The organism is uncultured Tateyamaria sp. (genome assembly GCF_947503385.1).
Taxonomy (GTDB): Bacteria; Pseudomonadota; Alphaproteobacteria; order Rhodobacterales; family Rhodobacteraceae; genus Tateyamaria.
Genome location: NZ_CANNDO010000002.1, coordinates 821,343 through 839,619, shown reverse-complemented (window position 1 = coordinate 839,619; position 18,277 = coordinate 821,343). Strand labels below are relative to the sequence as shown.

Below are 18,277 nucleotides of genomic sequence, written 5' to 3'. Positions count from 1 at the left end.
GCCCAAAACGAAAGAAGACCGATGAAAGAGACAGCCACATTCCACGACCTTGCCGGTGCTTCGGTGTTCATCACCGGGGGCGGCTCCGGCATTGGTGCGTCGCTGACCGAAGGGTTTTTGGAACAGGGGGCCAAGGTGGCGTTCGTGGGCCGGTCCGATGCGACCGCATTCTGCGACGAGATGGAGGCCAAGCACGGCGCGCGTCCCCTGTTCATGCAATGTGACGTCACCGACACCGACCGGCTGCGCGCTTGCATCGATCAGGCGGCAGCGGCGCATGGACCGGTGACCGTGCTGGTGAACAATGCAGCCAATGACAAACGCCATGCGACGCTCGATGTGGACAGCGAATTCTGGGACTGGATGATTGCGATCAACCAAAAGGCCTATTTCTTTGCCTGTCAGGCAGTGATCCCGGGAATGCAGGCCGCAGGCGGCGGGTCGATCATCAACTTTTCCTCGGTCAGCTACATGATGGGGAACGCAGGTTATCCGATCTATACGGCCGCGAATGCGGCGATTACGGCCATGTCCCACAGCCTCGCGCGCGAGTTCGGCCCGGACAAAATCCGGGTCAACGCGCTGGCACCCGGTTGGGTGCTGACGCAAAAGCAACTGGACATGTGGGCCACGCCCGAAGGGCTGGAGGCGCATATGGAGCGCCAGTGCCTCAAGGAACATCTGGAGCCGCGCGATATCGTGGGCGCCACGCTGTTTCTGGCGTCCGGCACTTCGCGCATGATGACGGGTCAGGCGCTGGTGATTGACGGCGGCGTGGTGGTGACGGGCTGATGGGGGACGTGGCCTGGATCGCTGTGGACTGGGGGACATCGCATCTGCGCGCGTGGCTGATGGGACGCGACAGTACGGTGCTGGACCGCCGCAGCTCGGCTGACGGGATGGGCGGGCTGGACCGCAATGGCTTTGAACCGGCGCTGCGCGCGCTGGTGGGTGACGCGCTGCCCGTGCCGGTGCTGGCCTGCGGCATGGTCGGCTCGCGCCAGGGCTGGGCGGAGGCACCTTATGCCACCGTGCCCTGCGCCGCACCCACGATCCACACCGCGGTGTCCGTGCCCGGCACCGATCTGGACGTGCGTGTGCTCCCCGGTGTCAAACAGGACAACCCCGCCGACGTCATGCGCGGCGAGGAAACCCAGATCGCAGGCTTCATCGCGCGCAACCCCGGCTTTGACGGCATCATCTGCCTGCCCGGCACCCACACCAAATGGGTGCATACCAGCGCGGGCGAGATTGTGAGCTTTCGCACCGCCATGACAGGCGAGATGTTCGCGCTGTTGTCGCAGCAGTCCGTGCTGCGCCATTCGATGGGGCAGGGGTGGGATGCAGAGGCCTTTGCCACCGGCGTCGACCAGACGCTGTCACGCCCGGAAACGCTGGCTGCGTCGCTGTTTTCGCTTCGGGCCGAAGGGTTGCTGACTGCTCTGCCCGGTGATGCGGCCCGCGCCCGCCTGTCGGGCCTGCTGATCGGGGCGGAACTGGCGTCGATGCGCCCCTACTGGCTGGGGCAGGCCGTGGCGCTGGTCGGGGCCAAGGCATTGTCGGCGGCCTATGCCACAGCGCTGAGCGCACAAGGCGTGCCAACGCAGATGGCCGATGCCGAGGATATGACGCTGGCCGGTCTCACCGCGGCTTACGCGCAATTGCAAGGAGAGGCCGCATGAGCGACCGAGAGATCATTGCCATCCTGCGCGGCATCACCCCGGACGAGGCTGTCCCGGTGGCCGACGCGCTGGTCGCCGCCGGGATCACCCGGATCGAAGTGCCGCTGAACTCACCCGAACCGTTTGACAGTATTGGAAAAATGCTGGATGCCCACGGCGACGTGGCGATGATCGGGGCGGGCACCGTTCTCGATGTGCGCGACGTCGAACGGCTGCATCAGATGGGCGCGCATATGGTCGTGTCACCCGACGCCAACGCCGCCGTGATCGTTGCAACGAAACAGGCCGGGATGCTCAGCTATCCCGGCGTGATGACCCCGACCGAATGCTTTGCCGCCCTGTACGCCGGTGCCGACGGGCTCAAGCTGTTTCCGGCCTCGCATCTGGGGATATCAGGGCTCAAGGCCATCGGCGCTGTGCTGCCCAAGGGCACCAAAACTTATGCCGTGGGCGGTGTGGGGGCTGCGGATTTTGCGGATTGGCTGGGCGCAGGGATCACCGGCTTCGGCATTGGCTCGGCGCTCTATAAACCCGGCCTGTCCGTGGACGTGGTGGCTGCCCGCGCTGCCGAGATGGTGGCCGCATACGACGCAGCCGCCTGATGGAGGTCTATAGCGATGTGCTGTGCGCCCTGGGCGAGGGACCACTGTGGCACCCCCTGCGCAAGCAACTGTTCTGGTTTGATATTCTGGGAATGCGCCTTTTTGCCAAGGGGCCGGACAATTCGGGTGGCGGCTGGCAGTTCGACGAATTTGTCTCTGCCGCAGGCTGGGTGGACCGCGACACGCTCTTGATGGCGTCGGCCACAGGGCTCTGGCGCTACACCATCGGCACGGTGGAGCGGGAACTGGTTGTCCCGCTCGAGGCGGACAACCCCATCACCCGCTCCAATGACGGGCGCGCAGACCCGCAGGGCGGGTTCTGGATTGGCACGATGGGGATCAAGGCCGAGCCCTATGCAGGAGCCATCTACCGATACTACAGGGGCGAGTTGCGCCAGCTTTTCGACCGGATCACGATTTCCAACGCGATCTGTTTCGCGCCGGACGGGCGGACGGCGTATTTTGCCGACACGTTTTCGCAAGCTATCCAGCGTGTCACCCTCGATGCCGACGGCTGGCCCGCAGGTGAACCTCAAGTCTTCGTAGACCTGCGGAGCGACGGTTTGAATCCCGACGGTGCGGTCGTAGACGCCGCAGGCAACCTGTGGAACGCGCAATGGGGCGCAGGCCGGGTGGCCTGCTACGCGCCCGACGGCACATTCCTGCGCGCCGTATCCGTGCCCACGCCGCAGACAACCTGTCCGGCATTTGCGGGCACAACACTCTATGTCACAACCGCCGCGGATGGGCTGAACGTCCCGAACGCGGGCTATACCTTTGCCGCTGAAGTGGGCGTGCAGGGGCAACAAGAGCATCAGGTGATCCTATGAAACGCACGCTTGGGGTCTGCTATTACCCCGAACACTGGCCCGAAGAGATCTGGGCACAGGACGCTGCCCGCATGGCCGATCTTGGCCTCACATGGGTGCGCATCGGTGAATTTGCTTGGAAACGGATGGAGCCCGCGCCGGGGCAATACGACTGGGGCTGGCTTGACCGCGCGATCGACGTGCTGGGGGCCGCAGGCCTGCGCGTCGTCCTGGGCACGCCCACAGCGACGCCGCCTGCCTGGGTCGTGGCGAAACACCCCGACATGCTGGCCGTCGATGCCGACGGGCGGCCTCGTGGCTACGGATCACGGCGGCATTACTGCTTTTCCCACGCGGGCTACCTCGACGAATGCCGCAGGATCGTCCGCGCCATGGCCGAACGCTATGGCGCGAACCCGCATGTGGCCGCGTGGCAGACGGACAATGAATACGGCTGTCATGACACGATCTTCAGCTACTCGGATGCCGCCCGCGGCGCATTTCGCCAGTGGCTGCGGGCGCGGTTTCCGGGGCAGGGCAATGACGGCGATATCGGCGCGCTCAATGCAGCGTGGGGCAATGTGTTCTGGTCCATGGATTACGACGATTTCGACCAGATCGGCCTGCCAAACCTGACCGTGACCGAACCGAACCCCGCGCATGTACACGCCTTCCGCCGCTTTTCGTCCGATCAGGTTGTGCAGTTCAACCGCGCACAGGTGGAGATCATTCGCGCGCAATCCGATGCGCCCATCGCGCACAATTACATGGGCCGCATCACCGATTTCGACCACTTCCAGATGGGCGCGGACCTCGATATCGCGTCGTGGGACAGCTACCCGCTTGGCTTTCTGGAGGACCGGGTGGGTGCAACGCCAGAACATCAGCGCGCCTATGCACGGCAGGGCGATCCGGATTTTCAGGCCTTTCACCACGATCTTTACCGTGCGGTTGGCAAGGACGGCCGCTGGTGGATCATGGAACAGCAGCCCGGCCCGGTGAACTGGGCCCCCTACAACCCCGCGCCATTGCCGGGCATGGTGCGCCTCTGGACGTGGGAGGCGTTTGCCCACGGGGCCGAAGCCGTGTGCTATTTCCGCTGGCGGCAAGCGCCCTTTGCGCAGGAACAGATGCACGCCGGTCTCTTGCGGCCCGACTCGGTCGCGGCCGAAGCCTTTGCGGAGGCTGAGACGGTTGCCGCGGAACTCAAGGCTTCGCCGGATGTGACGCCAGTGCAGGCTCCGGTTGCGATCCTCTTTGACTATGATGCGGATGCGGCGTGGGCGGTGCAACCGCACGGGGTCGGGCTGAGCTATTTCGGTCTGGTTTTTGACTGGTACAAGGCGTGTCGCAAGCTGGGCCTGTCGGTGGATATCCTGTCCGCAGATTGCCGTCGCTTTGATGGCTATGCCCTCGTGCTGGCACCGGGCATGATGCACATGCCCGACGATCTGAAGACCGCCTTGTCCGCCGCACCAGGTCAGGTGATTGTCGGCCCACGCACCGGGGCGCGGGACGCTGATTTCAACATCCCCACACCGCTGCCCCCCGCATGGCCGGGCAGCGACCTGACGGTATCGCGGGTGCAATCCATGCGACCGGATATGCCCGTGGCACTTGAACCCGTGGGCCGCATTCACAGCTACCTCGAACAGGTCGAAGGCGGCGGGACAACCCTGATGCAGACGACGGACGGCACGCCCGTGGCCGTCGCATGTGGCGACCGCGCGACATATATGGCCGCGTGGGGCGATGACGTGGCGCATATGGCGCTCATCCGCGCGCTGGTGCCGGACCTTGCTGTGGCGTATATGCCCGAAGGCGTGCGCCGCCGCGAGACGGGGGACGACATGTTCTGGTTCAACTACAGCACACAAGCGGTAGAGATTGACGGCCAAACGCTTGATCCTGCTGGCGTTCTCCGCTTGCCAAAGTAACGACCAGTCAATTCCTGGACTGTTACAAATGTGTTACGTCGCCATGGCAAGAGCAGGCAGCCCCGCAGCACATCGCGGGCGTGCCGCGCCAATACCGGAGACACTATGACCACCTACGCCCTCAACGGTCTTGGCCGTATCGGAAAGCTCGCGCTGAAACCGTTGCTGGAACGCGGATGCACCCTCGCATGGATCAATGACGCGGTGGGTGATCCGGCCATGCACGCGCATTTGCTTGAATTCGATACGGTCCACGGGCGCTGGGACGCGGAATTTTCCAGTGATGACAACGGTATAACCGTGAACGGAATACCCCTGCCTGTATTCCAAGAGCGGTCGCTGGACGCCTTGCCGCTGGATGGTGTCGATGTGGTTATCGACTGCACCGGCGCTTTCAAGACACAAGCGGCACTGGCCCCATATTTTGCCGCTGGCGTGAAAAAGGTGGTTGTGTCCGCCCCGGTCAAAGACGGCGACGCGGCCAATATCGTTTTTGGTGTGAACAACGATGCCTACACCGGACAGGCGATCGTAACGGCAGCGTCCTGCACCACCAATTGCCTTGCTCCGGTGGTCAAGGTTATCCACGAAGGGTTGGGGATACGCCACGGCTCCATCACTACGATCCATGACGTGACCAACACCCAGACCATCGTGGACCGCCCGGCCAAGGACCTGCGGCGCGCACGTTCGGCCCTGAACGCTTTGATCCCCACCACAACAGGGTCGGCCACCGCAATCACGCTGATCTACCCGGAATTGACCGGCAAGCTGAACGGCCATGCGGTGCGTGTGCCCCTGCTGAACGCGTCCCTGACCGACTGCGTGTTCGAGGTGGAGCGGGCCACCACAGTATCAGAGGTCAACGCGCTGTTCAAAGCCGCCGCCAACGGACCTCTGAACGGTATCCTGGGCTACGAGACGCGCCCCCTTGTCTCGACCGACTACACCAACGATCCGCGATCCAGCATTGTGGATGCGCCATCGACCATGGTCGTGAATGGCACGCAGGTGAAGATTTACGCATGGTATGATAACGAATGGGGTTACGCCCATCGTCTGGTCGATGTGGCTCAGATGGTGGGGAACAGCATTTGAGACGGGCAGTTTGCGCGGCAGCGGCCAGCGTGATCGCTGCGACCAAGGTGCAGGCGCAGGACGTCCCGCCAGAGCGGTTGCACCAGATCGGCGGTAAAGTGGCCCAAGACGTTGTGGTCACGGGCATGGCACTCATCACAGCCGGAGGGATCAAAGCCGCCGCACCTCACGTGTCAGCCTTGTTGGCGCAGATCAAAAGCTGCGGGCAAGGCTTCGACGCCGCTGGCGGCCTCGTCTTTTCTAACGGACAGCTCGCTTTGTGGGACATGGGTCAGTTCGGCCTGACCTCCGGGGACATGATCATTGATGACCAAGACCGTCCGGACGCTCACACCTGTGTCGATCACAGCATCGGGTTGACCCTTGCTGGTGCGCGCCGTCCGATTTCTTTGGAAATCTATTCCTTAGGGCAAGATGATACGCACAAACTTGGCAGCCACCCGGACGTGCTGTTCAAGCGCAAAACTGCCTGACCCCATGCCAGAGGACCGGATTACAGATGTCACCGCCCCTGTCTGACCGGCCTGACGGATTTGCAGCCTATGTCGCTGTCACGGCGGCCTACTGGGCATTCATGCTGACCGATGGCGCGCTGCGGATGCTGGTGCTGCTGCATTTCAACAGTCTGGGGTTTTCCCCGGTGCAATTGGCCTACCTTTTTGTGCTCTACGAAGTGGCCGGGGTTGTGACAAATCTGAGCGCGGGGTGGATCGCCGCGCGGTTTGGCCTGACCTCGACCCTATATGCCGGGCTCGGCCTTCAGGTGCTGGCGCTGCTGGCGCTGACGCAGTTGGATCCGACCTGGTCCATGGCCGCCTCGGTCGTCTTTGTCATGTCGGTGCAGGGGCTGTCGGGCGTGGCCAAGGATCTGGCCAAGATGTCGTCGAAATCCGCAGTCAAGTTGTTGGCCCCGCCTGATGGCGATGGCCTGTTTCGCTGGGTGGCGCTGCTGACCGGGTCCAAGAATGCGGTCAAGGGGTTTGGGTTTCTGCTGGGCGCGGGTGCGCTGGCGCTGTTCGGGTTCACGGCCTCTGTGCTGGGCATGGCGGCGGTGCTTGCGTTGATCCTCGCTTTGGTCCTGTGGCGTATGCCGGGCGGATTGCCCGCAGGCCGCAAGGACGCCAAGTTCAGGGAGGTCTTGTCCAGAAACCCGCGCGTAAACTGGCTGAGTGCGGCGCGGATGTTCCTGTTTGGCGCGCGGGACGTGTGGTTTGTCGTGGGCATCCCGATCTATTTCTACTCGGTTCTGAGTGATGGCACGCCAGACGGCCAACGCGCGGCGTTTTTCATGATCGGCATCTTCATGGCGGTTTGGGTGATCCTCTATGGCGCGGTGCAGGCCAAAGCCCCGGCCGTGCTGCGCAGCAAGGACCGAACCGCAGCAGAGCTTGCCGGGGCGGCGCGGTTCTGGGTCGGTACGTTGTTCCTTGTTCCGGCGGTGCTTGCACTGGCGGCATGGTGGGCGGGCGCGCCCGCGCCGTGGCTGACGGTCAGCATTGTGGCCGGGCTTCTGGTCTTTGGCGTGCTCTTTGCGCTGAACTCGTCCTTGCATTCCTACCTCATCCTCGCCTTCACGGACGCAAAACGGGTGACCATGGACGTGGGGTTTTACTATATGGCCAACGCCGTGGGACGGCTCATCGGCACAGTGCTGTCGGGTCTGAGTTACCAATGGGGCGGCGTGCCGCTGTGTCTGGGCGTGGCGGCGCTGATGATCGTGGCCAGTTGGGCCTGCATCGGGCGCATTGCCGATCACCCTGCCAATTGACAGGGCCGGCGGGGCAGGGGACAGTGCTGTGAACCCTCGGTTCATATAGTGAACCGACAAAGGAGCACCCGATGATCGACCAAGCCCAAATCAATGCGCTGCGTGCGGCACCGGTCGGCGAGGGCATGAACCTGATCGGGGGCCAACACGTCCCGGCGGCCAGTGGGGCAACGCTCGACAGTATTTCCCCGATTGATGGCACGGCACTGGCCCGCATTGCAGCCAGCGGGCCCGAGGATGTGGACCGGGCGGTGGCAGCCGCGCGGGCCGCGTTTGACGATGGCCGCTGGTCCGCGATGGCGCCGATGGCACGGGGGCGTATCCTGCAACGGATCGGTGACGCCCTCGCCGATCACGCGGCGGAACTGGCGGTGCTGGGCGTGCGCGACAACGGCACGGAAATCGCCATGGCGTTCAAGGCCGAACCGATGAGTGCAGCCGGAACCTTTCGGTATTACGGTGAACTTTGCGGCAAGGAATATGGCCAGATCGCACCCACCGCCCCCGGCGCGCTGGGGCTGGTGCATCAGGAACCCGTGGGCGTCGTAGGGGCGATTGTGCCATGGAATTTCCCGATGATGATCGCCGCTTGGAAGGTGGCCGCGGCCTTGGCGGCGGGCAACACGGTTGTGTTGAAACCGGCAGAAGTGGCGTCGTTGTCGCTGCTGCGACTGGGCGACATCGCGCAGGCGGCGGGGCTGCCGGACGGCGTGCTGAACATCTTAACGGGAACCGGTGCCGCGGCGGGGGACGCGCTGGCACGGCATATGGATGTCGACGTTTTGGCCTTTACCGGGTCCGGGACTGTCGGGCGACGGCTGCTGGAGGCGTCGGCACAGTCAAACCTCAAACGGGTCTATCTGGAACTGGGGGGCAAGTCGCCTTGCGTGGTCTTTGCAGATGCCGACCTTGACGCGGCGGCGCGGGCCGTGGCGGGGGGCATTTTCCGCGATAGCGGGCAGGTGTGCATCGCAGGCGCGCGCGTGCTGGTGGAACGGTCCGTGCACCGGGCATTTGTAGACCTGCTGGTTGAGGCGGCAGAGAACATGCGTGTGGGCGACCCGCTTGATCTGCGCACGCAAGCCGGGGCGATTGCGTCTGAAACGCAGCTGAACAAAATCCTTGCAGCCTGTAGCGCGGCACAAGAAGCAGGCGCAGAGCTGCGCACCGGCGGACAGCAATTGCACGCCGACACGGGCGGCTTCTATGTCGGCCCCACGATCTTTGACAACGCGCCGCAGACCAGCGCGCTGGTGCAGGACGAAATCTTTGGCCCCGTGCTGGCCGCGCAACCATTCGACACCGAGGACGAGGCGACAGCCCTTGCCAACGGCACGGCCTATGGCCTGGCCGCAGGCGTATTCACCCGTGACATCAGCCGGGCGCACCGGATGGTGGGCCGCCTGCGCGCGGGCGTGGTGCATGTAAACACCTATGGCGGGGCAGACGTGACCGTGCCGCTGGGCGGGCACGGACAGTCCGGCAATGGCCATGACAAGAGCCCGCACGCGCTGGACAAATTCCGCAATCTCAAGACTGCATGGATCGCTCTTTGAGCGGCCCGGTGCGGCCATAGCCCTTGCCTGACCCGGACAGGGGCCGCTATGTGTGACCGGTACCAATAGCGGGAAACACCGTGCCGGACCCCGAGCGCAACAAAGCAACAGTGACCATGCGCGACGTCGCGCGGGCGGCGGGCGTGTCGCGTATGACGGTGTCGCGCGCGCTGAAAAAGGACAGCCCCATATCGCAGGAAACCCGCGAGCGTATCCTCAAGGTCGTGCGGGACATGAACTATGTCCCCGATCAAATGGCGGGCAGCCTGACGACCAAGCGGTCGGGTTTTGTGGCTGTGCTCGTGCCGTCGCTCAACAACCTGCACTTTGCCGAGACGGTACAGGCGCTGACCGAAGAGCTGGAAGTGATTGGCCAGCAAATCCTGCTGGGCCACACGGATTATTCCGCTGAGCGCGAGGAACAACTGGTCGAGGCGATGCTGCGCCGCAGGCCGGAGGCGATTGTGCTGTCTTATGACGGGCATTCGGATCGCACGGTACACTTGTTGTCCGAGGCTTCGGTGCCGGTGATTGAGCTATGGGAGCGACCCGAAGAGCCGATCGGGCACACGATCGGGTTTTCCAACCGGGAGGCCGCGGCAGAGATGACGCGTGCGCTGCTTGACGCGGGATATAAACGGCTGGTGTTCCTGTGCGAGGACGGCGACGACTGGACGCGCGGCGCGGCGCGGCGCGCAGGGTTTCGGCAGGCGATGGAGCAGGCAGGCCTTCCTGCCGACCGCGTTCTGCCCGTTGGCAAGCCGCCGATGAGCATCAAGGACGGCGCGGCGGCACTTGATCCATTGCTCGAACGTTTCCCGGACGTGGATTGCATTTTCTGCGTGTCGGATGCGGCGGCGTTTGGCGTGCAATCGGCGTTGAAATCGCGTGGTGTCGCGGTGCCTGAGCAGATGGGCGTCGCCGGTTTCGGCGATTTCGAGGTTTCGCGTTTTGCCTCGCCGTCGATTTCGACTGTGGTCGTTGATTCCAAGCGAATCGGGCGCGAGGCCGGGCGGCTGATCGGCCAGTTGCTGGAACAAAAGGACGGCTCCGCCGCGCCGGTGCGCATCAATATCCATCCTGCCCCTAACTTGCGTTCCAGCACCAAGTAACTGATTTCGGGCCTGAATAGCGCTACCATATCGCGCAAAACCGGGCCGAGAATTTCCTTGTGTTACCGGTCACAATGCGCAAATGTGACCGGTAACACGAGGGAGGTGTCACATGCCAGCAATCCGCCTGGATCGGCTCGTCAAACGATATGGCGACGTCGAGGTGCTGCATGGAATTGAGCTGGAGATGGCCGATAATGAGTTCACGGTGCTTGTGGGGCCGTCGGGCTGCGGCAAGTCTACAACGCTGCGGATGATCGCGGGGCTGGAGGATGTGTCGGACGGCGAAATCTACATCGACGACCAGCCGGTCAAGCATCTGGAACCCAAGGACCGCAACCTAGCGATGGTGTTTCAGGACTATGCGCTTTACCCGCATATGAACGTCGCGCAGAACATCTCGTTTGCGCTGCGACTGGCGAAGCGGCCCAAGGCCGAGATCGACGCCAAGGTGCGCGAAGTGGCGGGCCTTGTGGGTCTGACCGATTTTCTGGAACGCAAACCCGGTGCCTTGTCGGGCGGGCAACGCCAGCGTGTGGCCATGGCGCGGGCGTTGGCCAAGGACAGCGGCATATTCCTGTTTGACGAGCCGCTGTCGAATCTCGACGCCAAGCTGCGCGGCCAGATGCGCGCCGAACTGGCGCTGATGTCCCAGCAGGTCGAGAAAAACATGATCTACGTCACCCACGACCAGATCGAGGCGATGACGCTTGCCGACCGGATTGTGGTCATGCACGGCGGCTACATCCAGCAGCAGGGCACCCCCGAAGAGCTGTTCAAGCGGCCCGCCAACAAGTTCGTGGCGGGGTTTCTCGGGATGCCGCCGATGAACTTTCTCGACGGTGATATTGTCGAAGAAAGCGGCGCGGCCTTTGTGGCAGGCGACGGGTTCAAACTGCGCCTGCCAGAGGCCAAGGCCGCAGCGGCCAAGGCCCATGGCGCACGTGCCGTCACGCTGGGCCTGCGCCCATCTGACCTGAGCTATGCCGAGGATGCCCCCGCAGACGCGGCATTGGAACTGCATGTGCAGGTGTCGGAATACGTGGGCGCGCAATCGGTGCTGCTGTGCCAGTGCGGCGCCAGCACTGTCACCGTCGAAATGAACTCTGAAACGCCTATGGCGATGGGCGAAACCCTGACATTCGCGGCCAATCCGGACCGCATTCACCTGTTTGACCGCCAGACCGAGGCGGCGATCTGAACGACGACAAAGCAATGGGAGGAAACTATGCTTAAGACATTGAAAACAGGGGTGGCGGCGACGCTGCTTATGACCGGGGCGGCCTATGCCGACGGTCACGGTGGCCCTTATGCGGAATATGCGGGCACGACACTGGTCGTGAACTTCCCCGCGCACCCGCACTACAACGCCGCGATGAAGGTGCTGCCCGAATTCACCAAGGAAACCGGCATCGAGGTCGAAGTGGACCAACTGCCCTACCTGAAAATGCGCGAACGCCAGACGCTGGAACTGGCGCAGGACGAAGGCGAATATGACCTGATCTCTTATGTGGTGTTTTCCAAGGCGGATTACGTGTTCGCCGACCAGTTGGAGAACCTCGCCAAGTACTTCATGAACCCCAAGCTGGCCGACCCGAACTATGACGCCGAAGACCTGATTGACGGCTATGTGCAGAACATCGGTGTCGCGGGCGGCGCCAAGGGCTATTTGCCGGGCCCGACCGGGTCGCTGTTCGGTATTCCGTTCGGCTCCGAGACGTCCGTGCTGGCCTATCGCAAGGACATCTTTGAAAAGCACGGGATCGCGGAACCCGAAACCTATGACCAGCTTCTGGACGCGGCCTGCAAGATCCCCGAGCTTGAGCCGGGTATGGGCGGCATGGCCTCCCGCGCGGCCTCGGGCCACCAAGCGAGCCATGCGTTCCTTCTGCATCTTGCCCCGCTGGGTGGTCGTGTGTTTGACGACGCGTGGAACCCGATCATCAATAACGACGCCGGTGTGCAGGCGGCCAACGCGTTGAAAACCATCGTGGATTGCGGCCCCGAAGGCGCAATGAGCTTTGGCCCATCCGAGGCGGCAAACGCGTTCTCCAATGGGGATGCAGCCATGTTCCTCGATTCCATCGCGTTCATGCCCGGCTTTGAAAACCCCGACCGCAGCCAAGTTGTGGGCAAGGTTGGCTATGCCATGCACCCCAAGGGCGTGCGGCGCGGCAGCCAGACCGGTGGTTTCGGCATTGCGATCCCCAAAAACGCCGAGAACAAGGAAGCGGCGTTCCTGTTGATGCAGTGGCTGACCTCCAAGCAGGGTGATCTGATGGTGGCCATGGAGGGTGGCAACCCATCGCGCTTCTCCACCTATCAGGATGCGGGGCTGAACGAAAAATACCCGTTCGCTGCGACCTTTGGTGAAGCGCTGAAATATGCCGATCCCGACTGGCGTCCGATCATCCCCGTCTGGGGCAAGATCAACGCCGACATTGGCACCACCATGTCCAAAGTGCTGACCGAAGACCTCGACATTCAGGAGGCACTGGATGGCGTGGCCGAACGGACCCGCGCCGTGATGGAAGAGGCCGGCTACTACACCTGGCAGTAATCCTCCCTTGAGGGGCGCGCGCGTCTGCCGCGCCCCTCCCTTTGCCTTCGGAGCATCCCATGTCCATCGCCCGCGTGAACCGACTGTCGCCTTACATGTTCATGGCCCCGGCCATGGTCATCATGGCCATCGCGTTGCTTTACCCGTTGGGCTACATGATCTGGGGCAGTTTTCGCGACTGGAACCCGAGCCAGTCCATTGGCGAGGCCGAGTTTGTCGGGCTCAAGAATTACATCACCTTATGGAACGATCCCAATTTCCGCGAAAGCATTGGCGTCACGCTGCGCTTTGCCTTTTTCGTGGTTTCGATCGAGATGGTGCTTGGGGTTGGTCTGGCCCTGCTGCTGGATCGTGACATTCGCGGCATGTCCGTGCTGCGCACCATGTTCATCCTGCCGATGATGATCGCCCCCGTCGTTGTGGGCCTGATGTGGCGCTACATGTACCATCCCACGATTGGCACGTTTAACCGCTTTCTCGAAAGCATCGGCCTGCCCAAGGTGGACTGGCTGGGGGATTATGCCCTGACCTCCATCATTATTGCCGACATCTGGCAATGGACGCCGTTCATCTTCATCCTGTCGCTGGCGGCCCTGCAATCGCTGCCGCGCTCGGCGCTGGAGGCCGCGCGCATCGACGGGGCCACGCCGTGGCAGCAAATTTGGCACATCAAGCTGCCGCTTATGATGCCCGTGCTGATCGTCACCGGGCTGCTTCGTCTGATCGACGCGTTCAAGGTGCTGGAGGTTATCCTTGTGATGACCAATGGCGGACCCGGGCTGAGCACCGAGATTCTTGCCCTGCGCATCAGCCGGACTGCGACCGAATTCCGCGAATTGGGGGTGGCTGCGGCCATGTCGAACTACCTGCTGATCCTGCTGTTGCTGCTGACCGTCGCCATGTTCGCCTTTACCCGGATCCAAGAGGCCCGTGCCGCCCGGGTGCGCGCCGCCGCGGAGGAGGCAAGCTGATGCAGAACCAACGCGCCAATCCGGCCTTTTTTGCCGTGATCGCCCTTTTGGTGTTCATGTCGGTGGGCCCCGTGCTGCTGATGTTCGCCAATTCGTTCAAGTTGGATGTGGACATCATCTCGGGCACGTCGGGCCTGTTGTTCCTGCCCACGATCCAGAACTATGAAACTGCGCTGTGTGACGTGCTGTGGTACGAGCCTGAACACCTCGATTTCTGTTCGCTCAAATTCGGCGGGGCGTTCATCAACTCGATCATCATCGCGCTGGTGTCGACAGTGCTGACGCTGGTGATCGGGTCCATGGCGGCCTATGCGCTGGTGCGGTTCCGGTTCATGGGGCGCGACACGGTGTCGATCACGACGCTGATGGTGCGCATGGTGCCGCCTGCTGTGCTGCTGGTGCCGGTCTTTGGGTTGTGGAACAACGAATTTTGTCTCGACAAGGACGGGCTGATTGGCGGAGCGATCCGCGACAGCTTTGGCGGGCGCGGGGATGTGTGCCTCGCCGGTACACATTCCGGCATTATCCTGATCTACGTGGCGATGAACCTGCCCTTTGTGATCTGGATTTTGCAGAGTTTCATCGTGCAGGTCCCCCGCAGCCTCGAAGAGGCGGCGCGCGTCGACGGGGCAGGACCGTTTCAGGTGTTTTTCAAAGTGGTGCTGCCGCTGATCAAACCCGGTCTCGCAGCGGCGGCCATCTTTACCTTTCGCATTGCGTGGAACGAATACCTGCTGGCCTCGGCCCTGTCGGACCGGAACACCAAGACCGTGCCGATCCTGATCGTGAACAACATGTCCGAGTTCAATGTGGAGTGGGGCGTTATCATGGCCACCGGGATGTTGCTGGCTATCCCGCCGATCATCTTTACCCTTCTGGCATCGCGGCAAATCATCACCGGCATGACCGCAGGTGCGGTGAAAGGCTGATGGATTGGCTGCTGGCCCCCATAGACCCATCCCGCCTGCACGAGGTGGGCTGGGTGGTGTCGTGGCACGGGCGCGCAATGGTGCTGGCCTGGGGATTGCTGGCCCCCCTGGCGGTATTGATTGCGCGCTATTTCAAGGTGATGCCCGGTCAGGACTGGCCGCGCGAGTTGGACAATCAGGTGTGGTGGCGGAGCCACTGGCTGGGCCAGACGCTGGTCGTGGGTCTGACTGTGTTCGGGATCGTACTGGTCTTTGGCGGGGCGAGGGATCTGAACCTGCACGGGCGGCTGGGGTATGCCGTGTTGGTGTTGGCGCTGGCGCAGGTCGGCTTTGGCCTTTTTCGCGGCACCAAGGGGGGACCCGGTGACGCGGACATACGCGGCGATCATTACGACATGACACCGTGGCGGGTGACGTTCGAATGGGTGCATAAGCTGGCCGGGTACGCGCTGTTGGTGATCGCGATGATCACGGTCGCGCTGGGGATGTGGCACGCAAACGCACCCGTATGGATGTGGCTGAGCCTTGGGCTGTGGTGGTTGACCCTTGCGATTGCTGCGATCCGCCTGCAACGTCGTGGCTATGCGATTGATACGTATCAGGCGATCTGGGGACCGGGGGCAGAGCATCCCGGCAACCGGCGCAAACCCATCGGCTGGGGCATCCGCAGGCCTTCCGGCCCGCAACCCGGAGAGTGAACGGAGACACAGATGTTTGGCGTGATTGAGGGGACCGGGTTCGAGGTGATCGACCCATCGTTCGAGGCCTGTTTTGTGGGTCATGCCCGCGTCGAGAGGCTGTGGACAGGGGCGCGGTGGAGCGAGGGGCCTGTGTGGTTTGCGGCAGGGCGCTACTTGCTGTGGTCCGACATTCCGAACAACCGCATCCTGCGCTGGGACGAAACAGATGGGTCAGTGTCGGTGTTTCGCGCGCCGTCGAACAACACCAACGGGCACACTTTTGACCGGCAAGGGCGGCTGGTGTCCTGTGAACACCTTGGTCGGCGCGTGACCCGCACCGAACATGATGGCAGCATCACCGTCATCGCGGATCGCTATGACGGCAAGCGTCTGAACTCGCCCAATGATGTGGTGGTCAAATCCGATGGCTCGATCTGGTTCACCGACCCCAGCTATGGCATCCTGATGGACTACGAAGGGGCGCGGGCCGACAGTGAGATCGGCGCCTGCCACGTCTACCGTGTCTCGCCCAAAGGTGAGATCGCCATAGCCGCCGACGACTACCTGAAACCCAACGGTTTGGCCTTTTCGCCGGACGAAAGCCTGCTGTACATCGCGGATACCGGTGCCACGCATCACGAAAACGGTCCCAAGCACATTCGCCGCCATTCCGTTGCGCCCGATGGCACGCTGTCGGGCGGCGAGGTGTTTGCGACCTGCACCGAAGGGCTGTTCGACGGGTTCCGCTGCGACACGGACGGGCGCATCTGGACCTCTGCGGCGGACGGGGTGCACTGCCTCGACACGACGGGCAAGCTGATTGGCAAGGTGCACATTCCCGAGATGGTGGCCAATGTCTGTTTTGGCGGCCCAAAGCTGAACCGTTTGTTCATTTGCGGGACCACGTCGCTTTACTCCATTTACCTGAACGTCAATGGGGTGTCGCCGCTATGACCTATGTCGCTTCGACGCTTACGCTGACCCATTCCGGTGTCATGGCGATGCTGCACGCCGCCGTGGCCAAGGCCGAAGAGATGGGGCAGCCGCAATGCATTGTCATCGTGGACGCCAGCGGCGAAACCTTGGGCGAGATCAGGATGAGCGGTGCAAAATACCTGAGCCGTCGCAGCGCCCGGACCAAGGCCCGCACCGCCGCCTCCATCGGTGCGCCCAGCAGCACGATCCCGGAGGCCGTCCGGCCCGCCATCGCGGCGGCCACGCAGGATGCCGTCACCGGCCTTGGCGGTGGGCTGCCGATCCGTGTGAGCGGAACCTTGGTCGGTGGAATAGGCGTGGGGTCCGGCAGTGCCGATCAGGATGTCGAAGTGGCGCAAGCCGCCCTCGCGGCCATCGGTGCCGACCTTTAGGAAAACGCGATTTGCGCTTTGATCGCTTGAGTCCTGTCGGACGCCATTTCAAAGGCCGCGACAGCATCGTCCACTGGAAACGCATGGGTGATCAGCGGCGTGACGTCGAGCCGCCCGGCCTGCATCATTTGAACGGCGGTGAAGAATTCGGCATGAAACCGGAACGACCCGCGCAGGTCCAGTTCCTTGGCGGTCATGGCCTGCATGGGCAGCCTCATATCCCCACCCAGCCCCAGCTGCATCACGATCGCACCGGGGCGCATGGCGGGCACCGCGCCTGCCAAGGCCGCCGCCACGCCGGAGCATTCGAACAGAACGTCAAACGTGCCCTTGCCGCTGGTGTAGGGCGACAATGCATCGGTATCCGCAGCGACGTTATGGGCCGCGTCCGCACCCACCTCTTGCGCCTTTTGCAAGGTGAACGGGGTCACATCCGTGGCCACAATCTCGACCGCACCGGCGGCGCGCGCGACCAGAACGGCCAACTGTCCGATCGGGCCGCACCCGGTGACAAGCACGCGCTTGCCCATCAGATCACCGGCCCGGCGGGCCGCGTGCAGAACCACGGCGAGCGGTTCGGCCACCGCAGCCTCACCCGCACCCAGCCCATCCGCGGGCACGCATTGGCGCGGGTCGGCCACCACGTATTCCGAAAACGCGCCCTGAATATGTGGGAACGGCATCGCAGAGCCATAGAACCGCATGTTCACGCAGTGGTTTTGCCGCCCTTCAAGGCAATAGGAACAGCCGTAGCAGGGCCGCGACGGCGACACGGCTACCAATTGTCCACGTTCCAGCCCATCGACGCCCGCGCCGATATCTGCGATGCGCCCCGACACTTCGTGCCCAAGGATCATAGGCTCGCGCAGGCGGATCGTGCCAAAACCGCCGTGGCTGTAATAGTGCAGATCCGAACCGCAGATGCCGCCGCGCGCAATTTGAACCAGCACGTCGCCCGGTCCCGCCACGGGCAAATCGCGGGTCTCGACCCGCAGGTCCTTGGCGGCGTGGGCGACGATGGCCTTCATGTGCTGTTCCTTTGCAAGTGGGCTTGTATCCAACGTGGCGGCGATTGGACTTGGGCGCAATCCGGGGTAAGTCCTGCGGCACGGATCGGCGCGGGAAAGTGCCGGGAAATACCTGATTGACAATCTATGTTACCGGTCACATGTTACCGGTAACGTTTCGAAGTCGCAAGCCCGCATT

Annotated in this window: 18 protein-coding genes; 17 read left to right on the top strand and 1 reads right to left on the bottom strand. The window is 63.0% G+C overall.

What is annotated here, in order from left to right; genetic code table 11:
* Window positions 1-21: 21 nt before the first annotated feature.
* The 17 genes from Q1A85_RS10285 (at window position 22) to Q1A85_RS10205 (ending at window position 17,071) form a co-directional block, all read left to right on the top strand.
* Window positions 22-792 carry an SDR family oxidoreductase gene (locus Q1A85_RS10285; protein ID WP_299688124.1) on the top strand — a complete coding sequence of 257 codons (771 nt, stop codon included), beginning with the start codon at window positions 22-24 and terminating at the stop codon, window positions 790-792.
* Window positions 792-1,682, top strand: a complete 891-nt coding sequence (locus Q1A85_RS10280) for a 2-dehydro-3-deoxygalactonokinase (RefSeq protein ID WP_299688121.1) — start codon at window positions 792-794, stop codon at window positions 1,680-1,682. Before Q1A85_RS10285 ends, Q1A85_RS10280 begins: the two co-directional genes overlap by 1 nt.
* Window positions 1,679-2,284 (top strand): 2-dehydro-3-deoxy-6-phosphogalactonate aldolase, encoded by a 606-nt coding sequence (locus tag Q1A85_RS10275; RefSeq protein WP_299688118.1) that lies wholly within the window; start codon window positions 1,679-1,681, stop codon window positions 2,282-2,284. Before Q1A85_RS10280 ends, Q1A85_RS10275 begins: the two co-directional genes overlap by 4 nt.
* On the top strand, window positions 2,284-3,114 hold the full coding sequence (locus Q1A85_RS10270; protein WP_299688115.1) for an SMP-30/gluconolactonase/LRE family protein: 831 nt from the start codon (window positions 2,284-2,286) through the stop codon (window positions 3,112-3,114). The genes Q1A85_RS10275 and Q1A85_RS10270 overlap by 1 nt, the downstream gene beginning before the upstream one ends.
* Window positions 3,111-5,030 carry a beta-galactosidase gene (locus Q1A85_RS10265; protein WP_299688112.1) on the top strand — a complete coding sequence of 640 codons (1,920 nt, stop codon included), beginning with the start codon at window positions 3,111-3,113 and terminating at the stop codon, window positions 5,028-5,030. The genes Q1A85_RS10270 and Q1A85_RS10265 overlap by 4 nt, the downstream gene beginning before the upstream one ends.
* 105 nt (window positions 5,031-5,135) lie before the next feature.
* Window positions 5,136-6,128 carry an ArsJ-associated glyceraldehyde-3-phosphate dehydrogenase gene (locus Q1A85_RS10260; protein ID WP_299688109.1) on the top strand — a complete coding sequence of 331 codons (993 nt, stop codon included), beginning with the start codon at window positions 5,136-5,138 and terminating at the stop codon, window positions 6,126-6,128.
* A gap of 29 nt (window positions 6,129-6,157) precedes the next feature.
* Complete coding sequence (locus Q1A85_RS10255) at window positions 6,158-6,601, top strand: hypothetical protein (RefSeq protein ID WP_299688106.1); 444 nt, start codon at window positions 6,158-6,160, stop codon at window positions 6,599-6,601.
* Between the two features lie 26 nt (window positions 6,602-6,627).
* Window positions 6,628-7,896: an organoarsenical effux MFS transporter ArsJ gene (arsJ, locus tag Q1A85_RS10250; RefSeq protein ID WP_299688104.1), complete on the top strand. Its 1,269-nt coding sequence runs from the start codon at window positions 6,628-6,630 to the stop codon at window positions 7,894-7,896.
* Between the two features lie 71 nt (window positions 7,897-7,967).
* Window positions 7,968-9,452 carry an aldehyde dehydrogenase family protein gene (locus Q1A85_RS10245; protein WP_299688101.1) on the top strand — a complete coding sequence of 495 codons (1,485 nt, stop codon included), beginning with the start codon at window positions 7,968-7,970 and terminating at the stop codon, window positions 9,450-9,452.
* A gap of 80 nt (window positions 9,453-9,532) precedes the next feature.
* The gene (locus tag Q1A85_RS10240) at window positions 9,533-10,564 is read left to right on the top strand and encodes a LacI family DNA-binding transcriptional regulator (protein ID WP_299688099.1); all 1,032 of its coding nucleotides are present in this window, start codon (window positions 9,533-9,535) and stop codon (window positions 10,562-10,564) included.
* Between the two features lie 112 nt (window positions 10,565-10,676).
* Window positions 10,677-11,765 (top strand): sn-glycerol-3-phosphate ABC transporter ATP-binding protein UgpC, encoded by a 1,089-nt coding sequence (gene ugpC, locus Q1A85_RS10235; RefSeq protein ID WP_299688096.1) that lies wholly within the window; start codon window positions 10,677-10,679, stop codon window positions 11,763-11,765.
* 27 nt (window positions 11,766-11,792) lie between these two features.
* Window positions 11,793-13,124 (top strand): extracellular solute-binding protein, encoded by a 1,332-nt coding sequence (locus tag Q1A85_RS10230; RefSeq protein ID WP_299688093.1) that lies wholly within the window; start codon window positions 11,793-11,795, stop codon window positions 13,122-13,124.
* 59 nt (window positions 13,125-13,183) lie between these two features.
* Window positions 13,184-14,095: a sugar ABC transporter permease gene (locus Q1A85_RS10225; protein ID WP_299688090.1), complete on the top strand. Its 912-nt coding sequence runs from the start codon at window positions 13,184-13,186 to the stop codon at window positions 14,093-14,095.
* Window positions 14,095-15,024, top strand: a complete 930-nt coding sequence (locus Q1A85_RS10220; protein ID WP_299688087.1) for a carbohydrate ABC transporter permease — start codon at window positions 14,095-14,097, stop codon at window positions 15,022-15,024. Before Q1A85_RS10225 ends, Q1A85_RS10220 begins: the two co-directional genes overlap by 1 nt.
* A complete protein-coding gene (locus tag Q1A85_RS10215) occupies window positions 15,024-15,722 on the top strand; it encodes a cytochrome b561 domain-containing protein (protein ID WP_299688084.1) in 699 nt (232 codons plus the stop codon). Before Q1A85_RS10220 ends, Q1A85_RS10215 begins: the two co-directional genes overlap by 1 nt.
* A 12-nt stretch (window positions 15,723-15,734) precedes the next feature.
* Window positions 15,735-16,658: an SMP-30/gluconolactonase/LRE family protein gene (locus tag Q1A85_RS10210; RefSeq protein WP_299688082.1), complete on the top strand. Its 924-nt coding sequence runs from the start codon at window positions 15,735-15,737 to the stop codon at window positions 16,656-16,658.
* Entirely contained in the window at window positions 16,655-17,071 is a 417-nt protein-coding gene (locus Q1A85_RS10205) for a heme-binding protein (protein WP_299688079.1), read from the top strand. Before Q1A85_RS10210 ends, Q1A85_RS10205 begins: the two co-directional genes overlap by 4 nt.
* Here the strand turns inward: Q1A85_RS10205 and Q1A85_RS10200 are convergent.
* A complete protein-coding gene (locus Q1A85_RS10200) occupies window positions 17,068-18,099 on the bottom strand; it encodes an L-idonate 5-dehydrogenase (protein WP_299688076.1) in 1,032 nt (343 codons plus the stop codon). The two genes, Q1A85_RS10205 and Q1A85_RS10200, sit on opposite strands and share 4 nt — an antisense overlap.
* Window positions 18,100-18,277 lie beyond the last annotated feature (178 nt).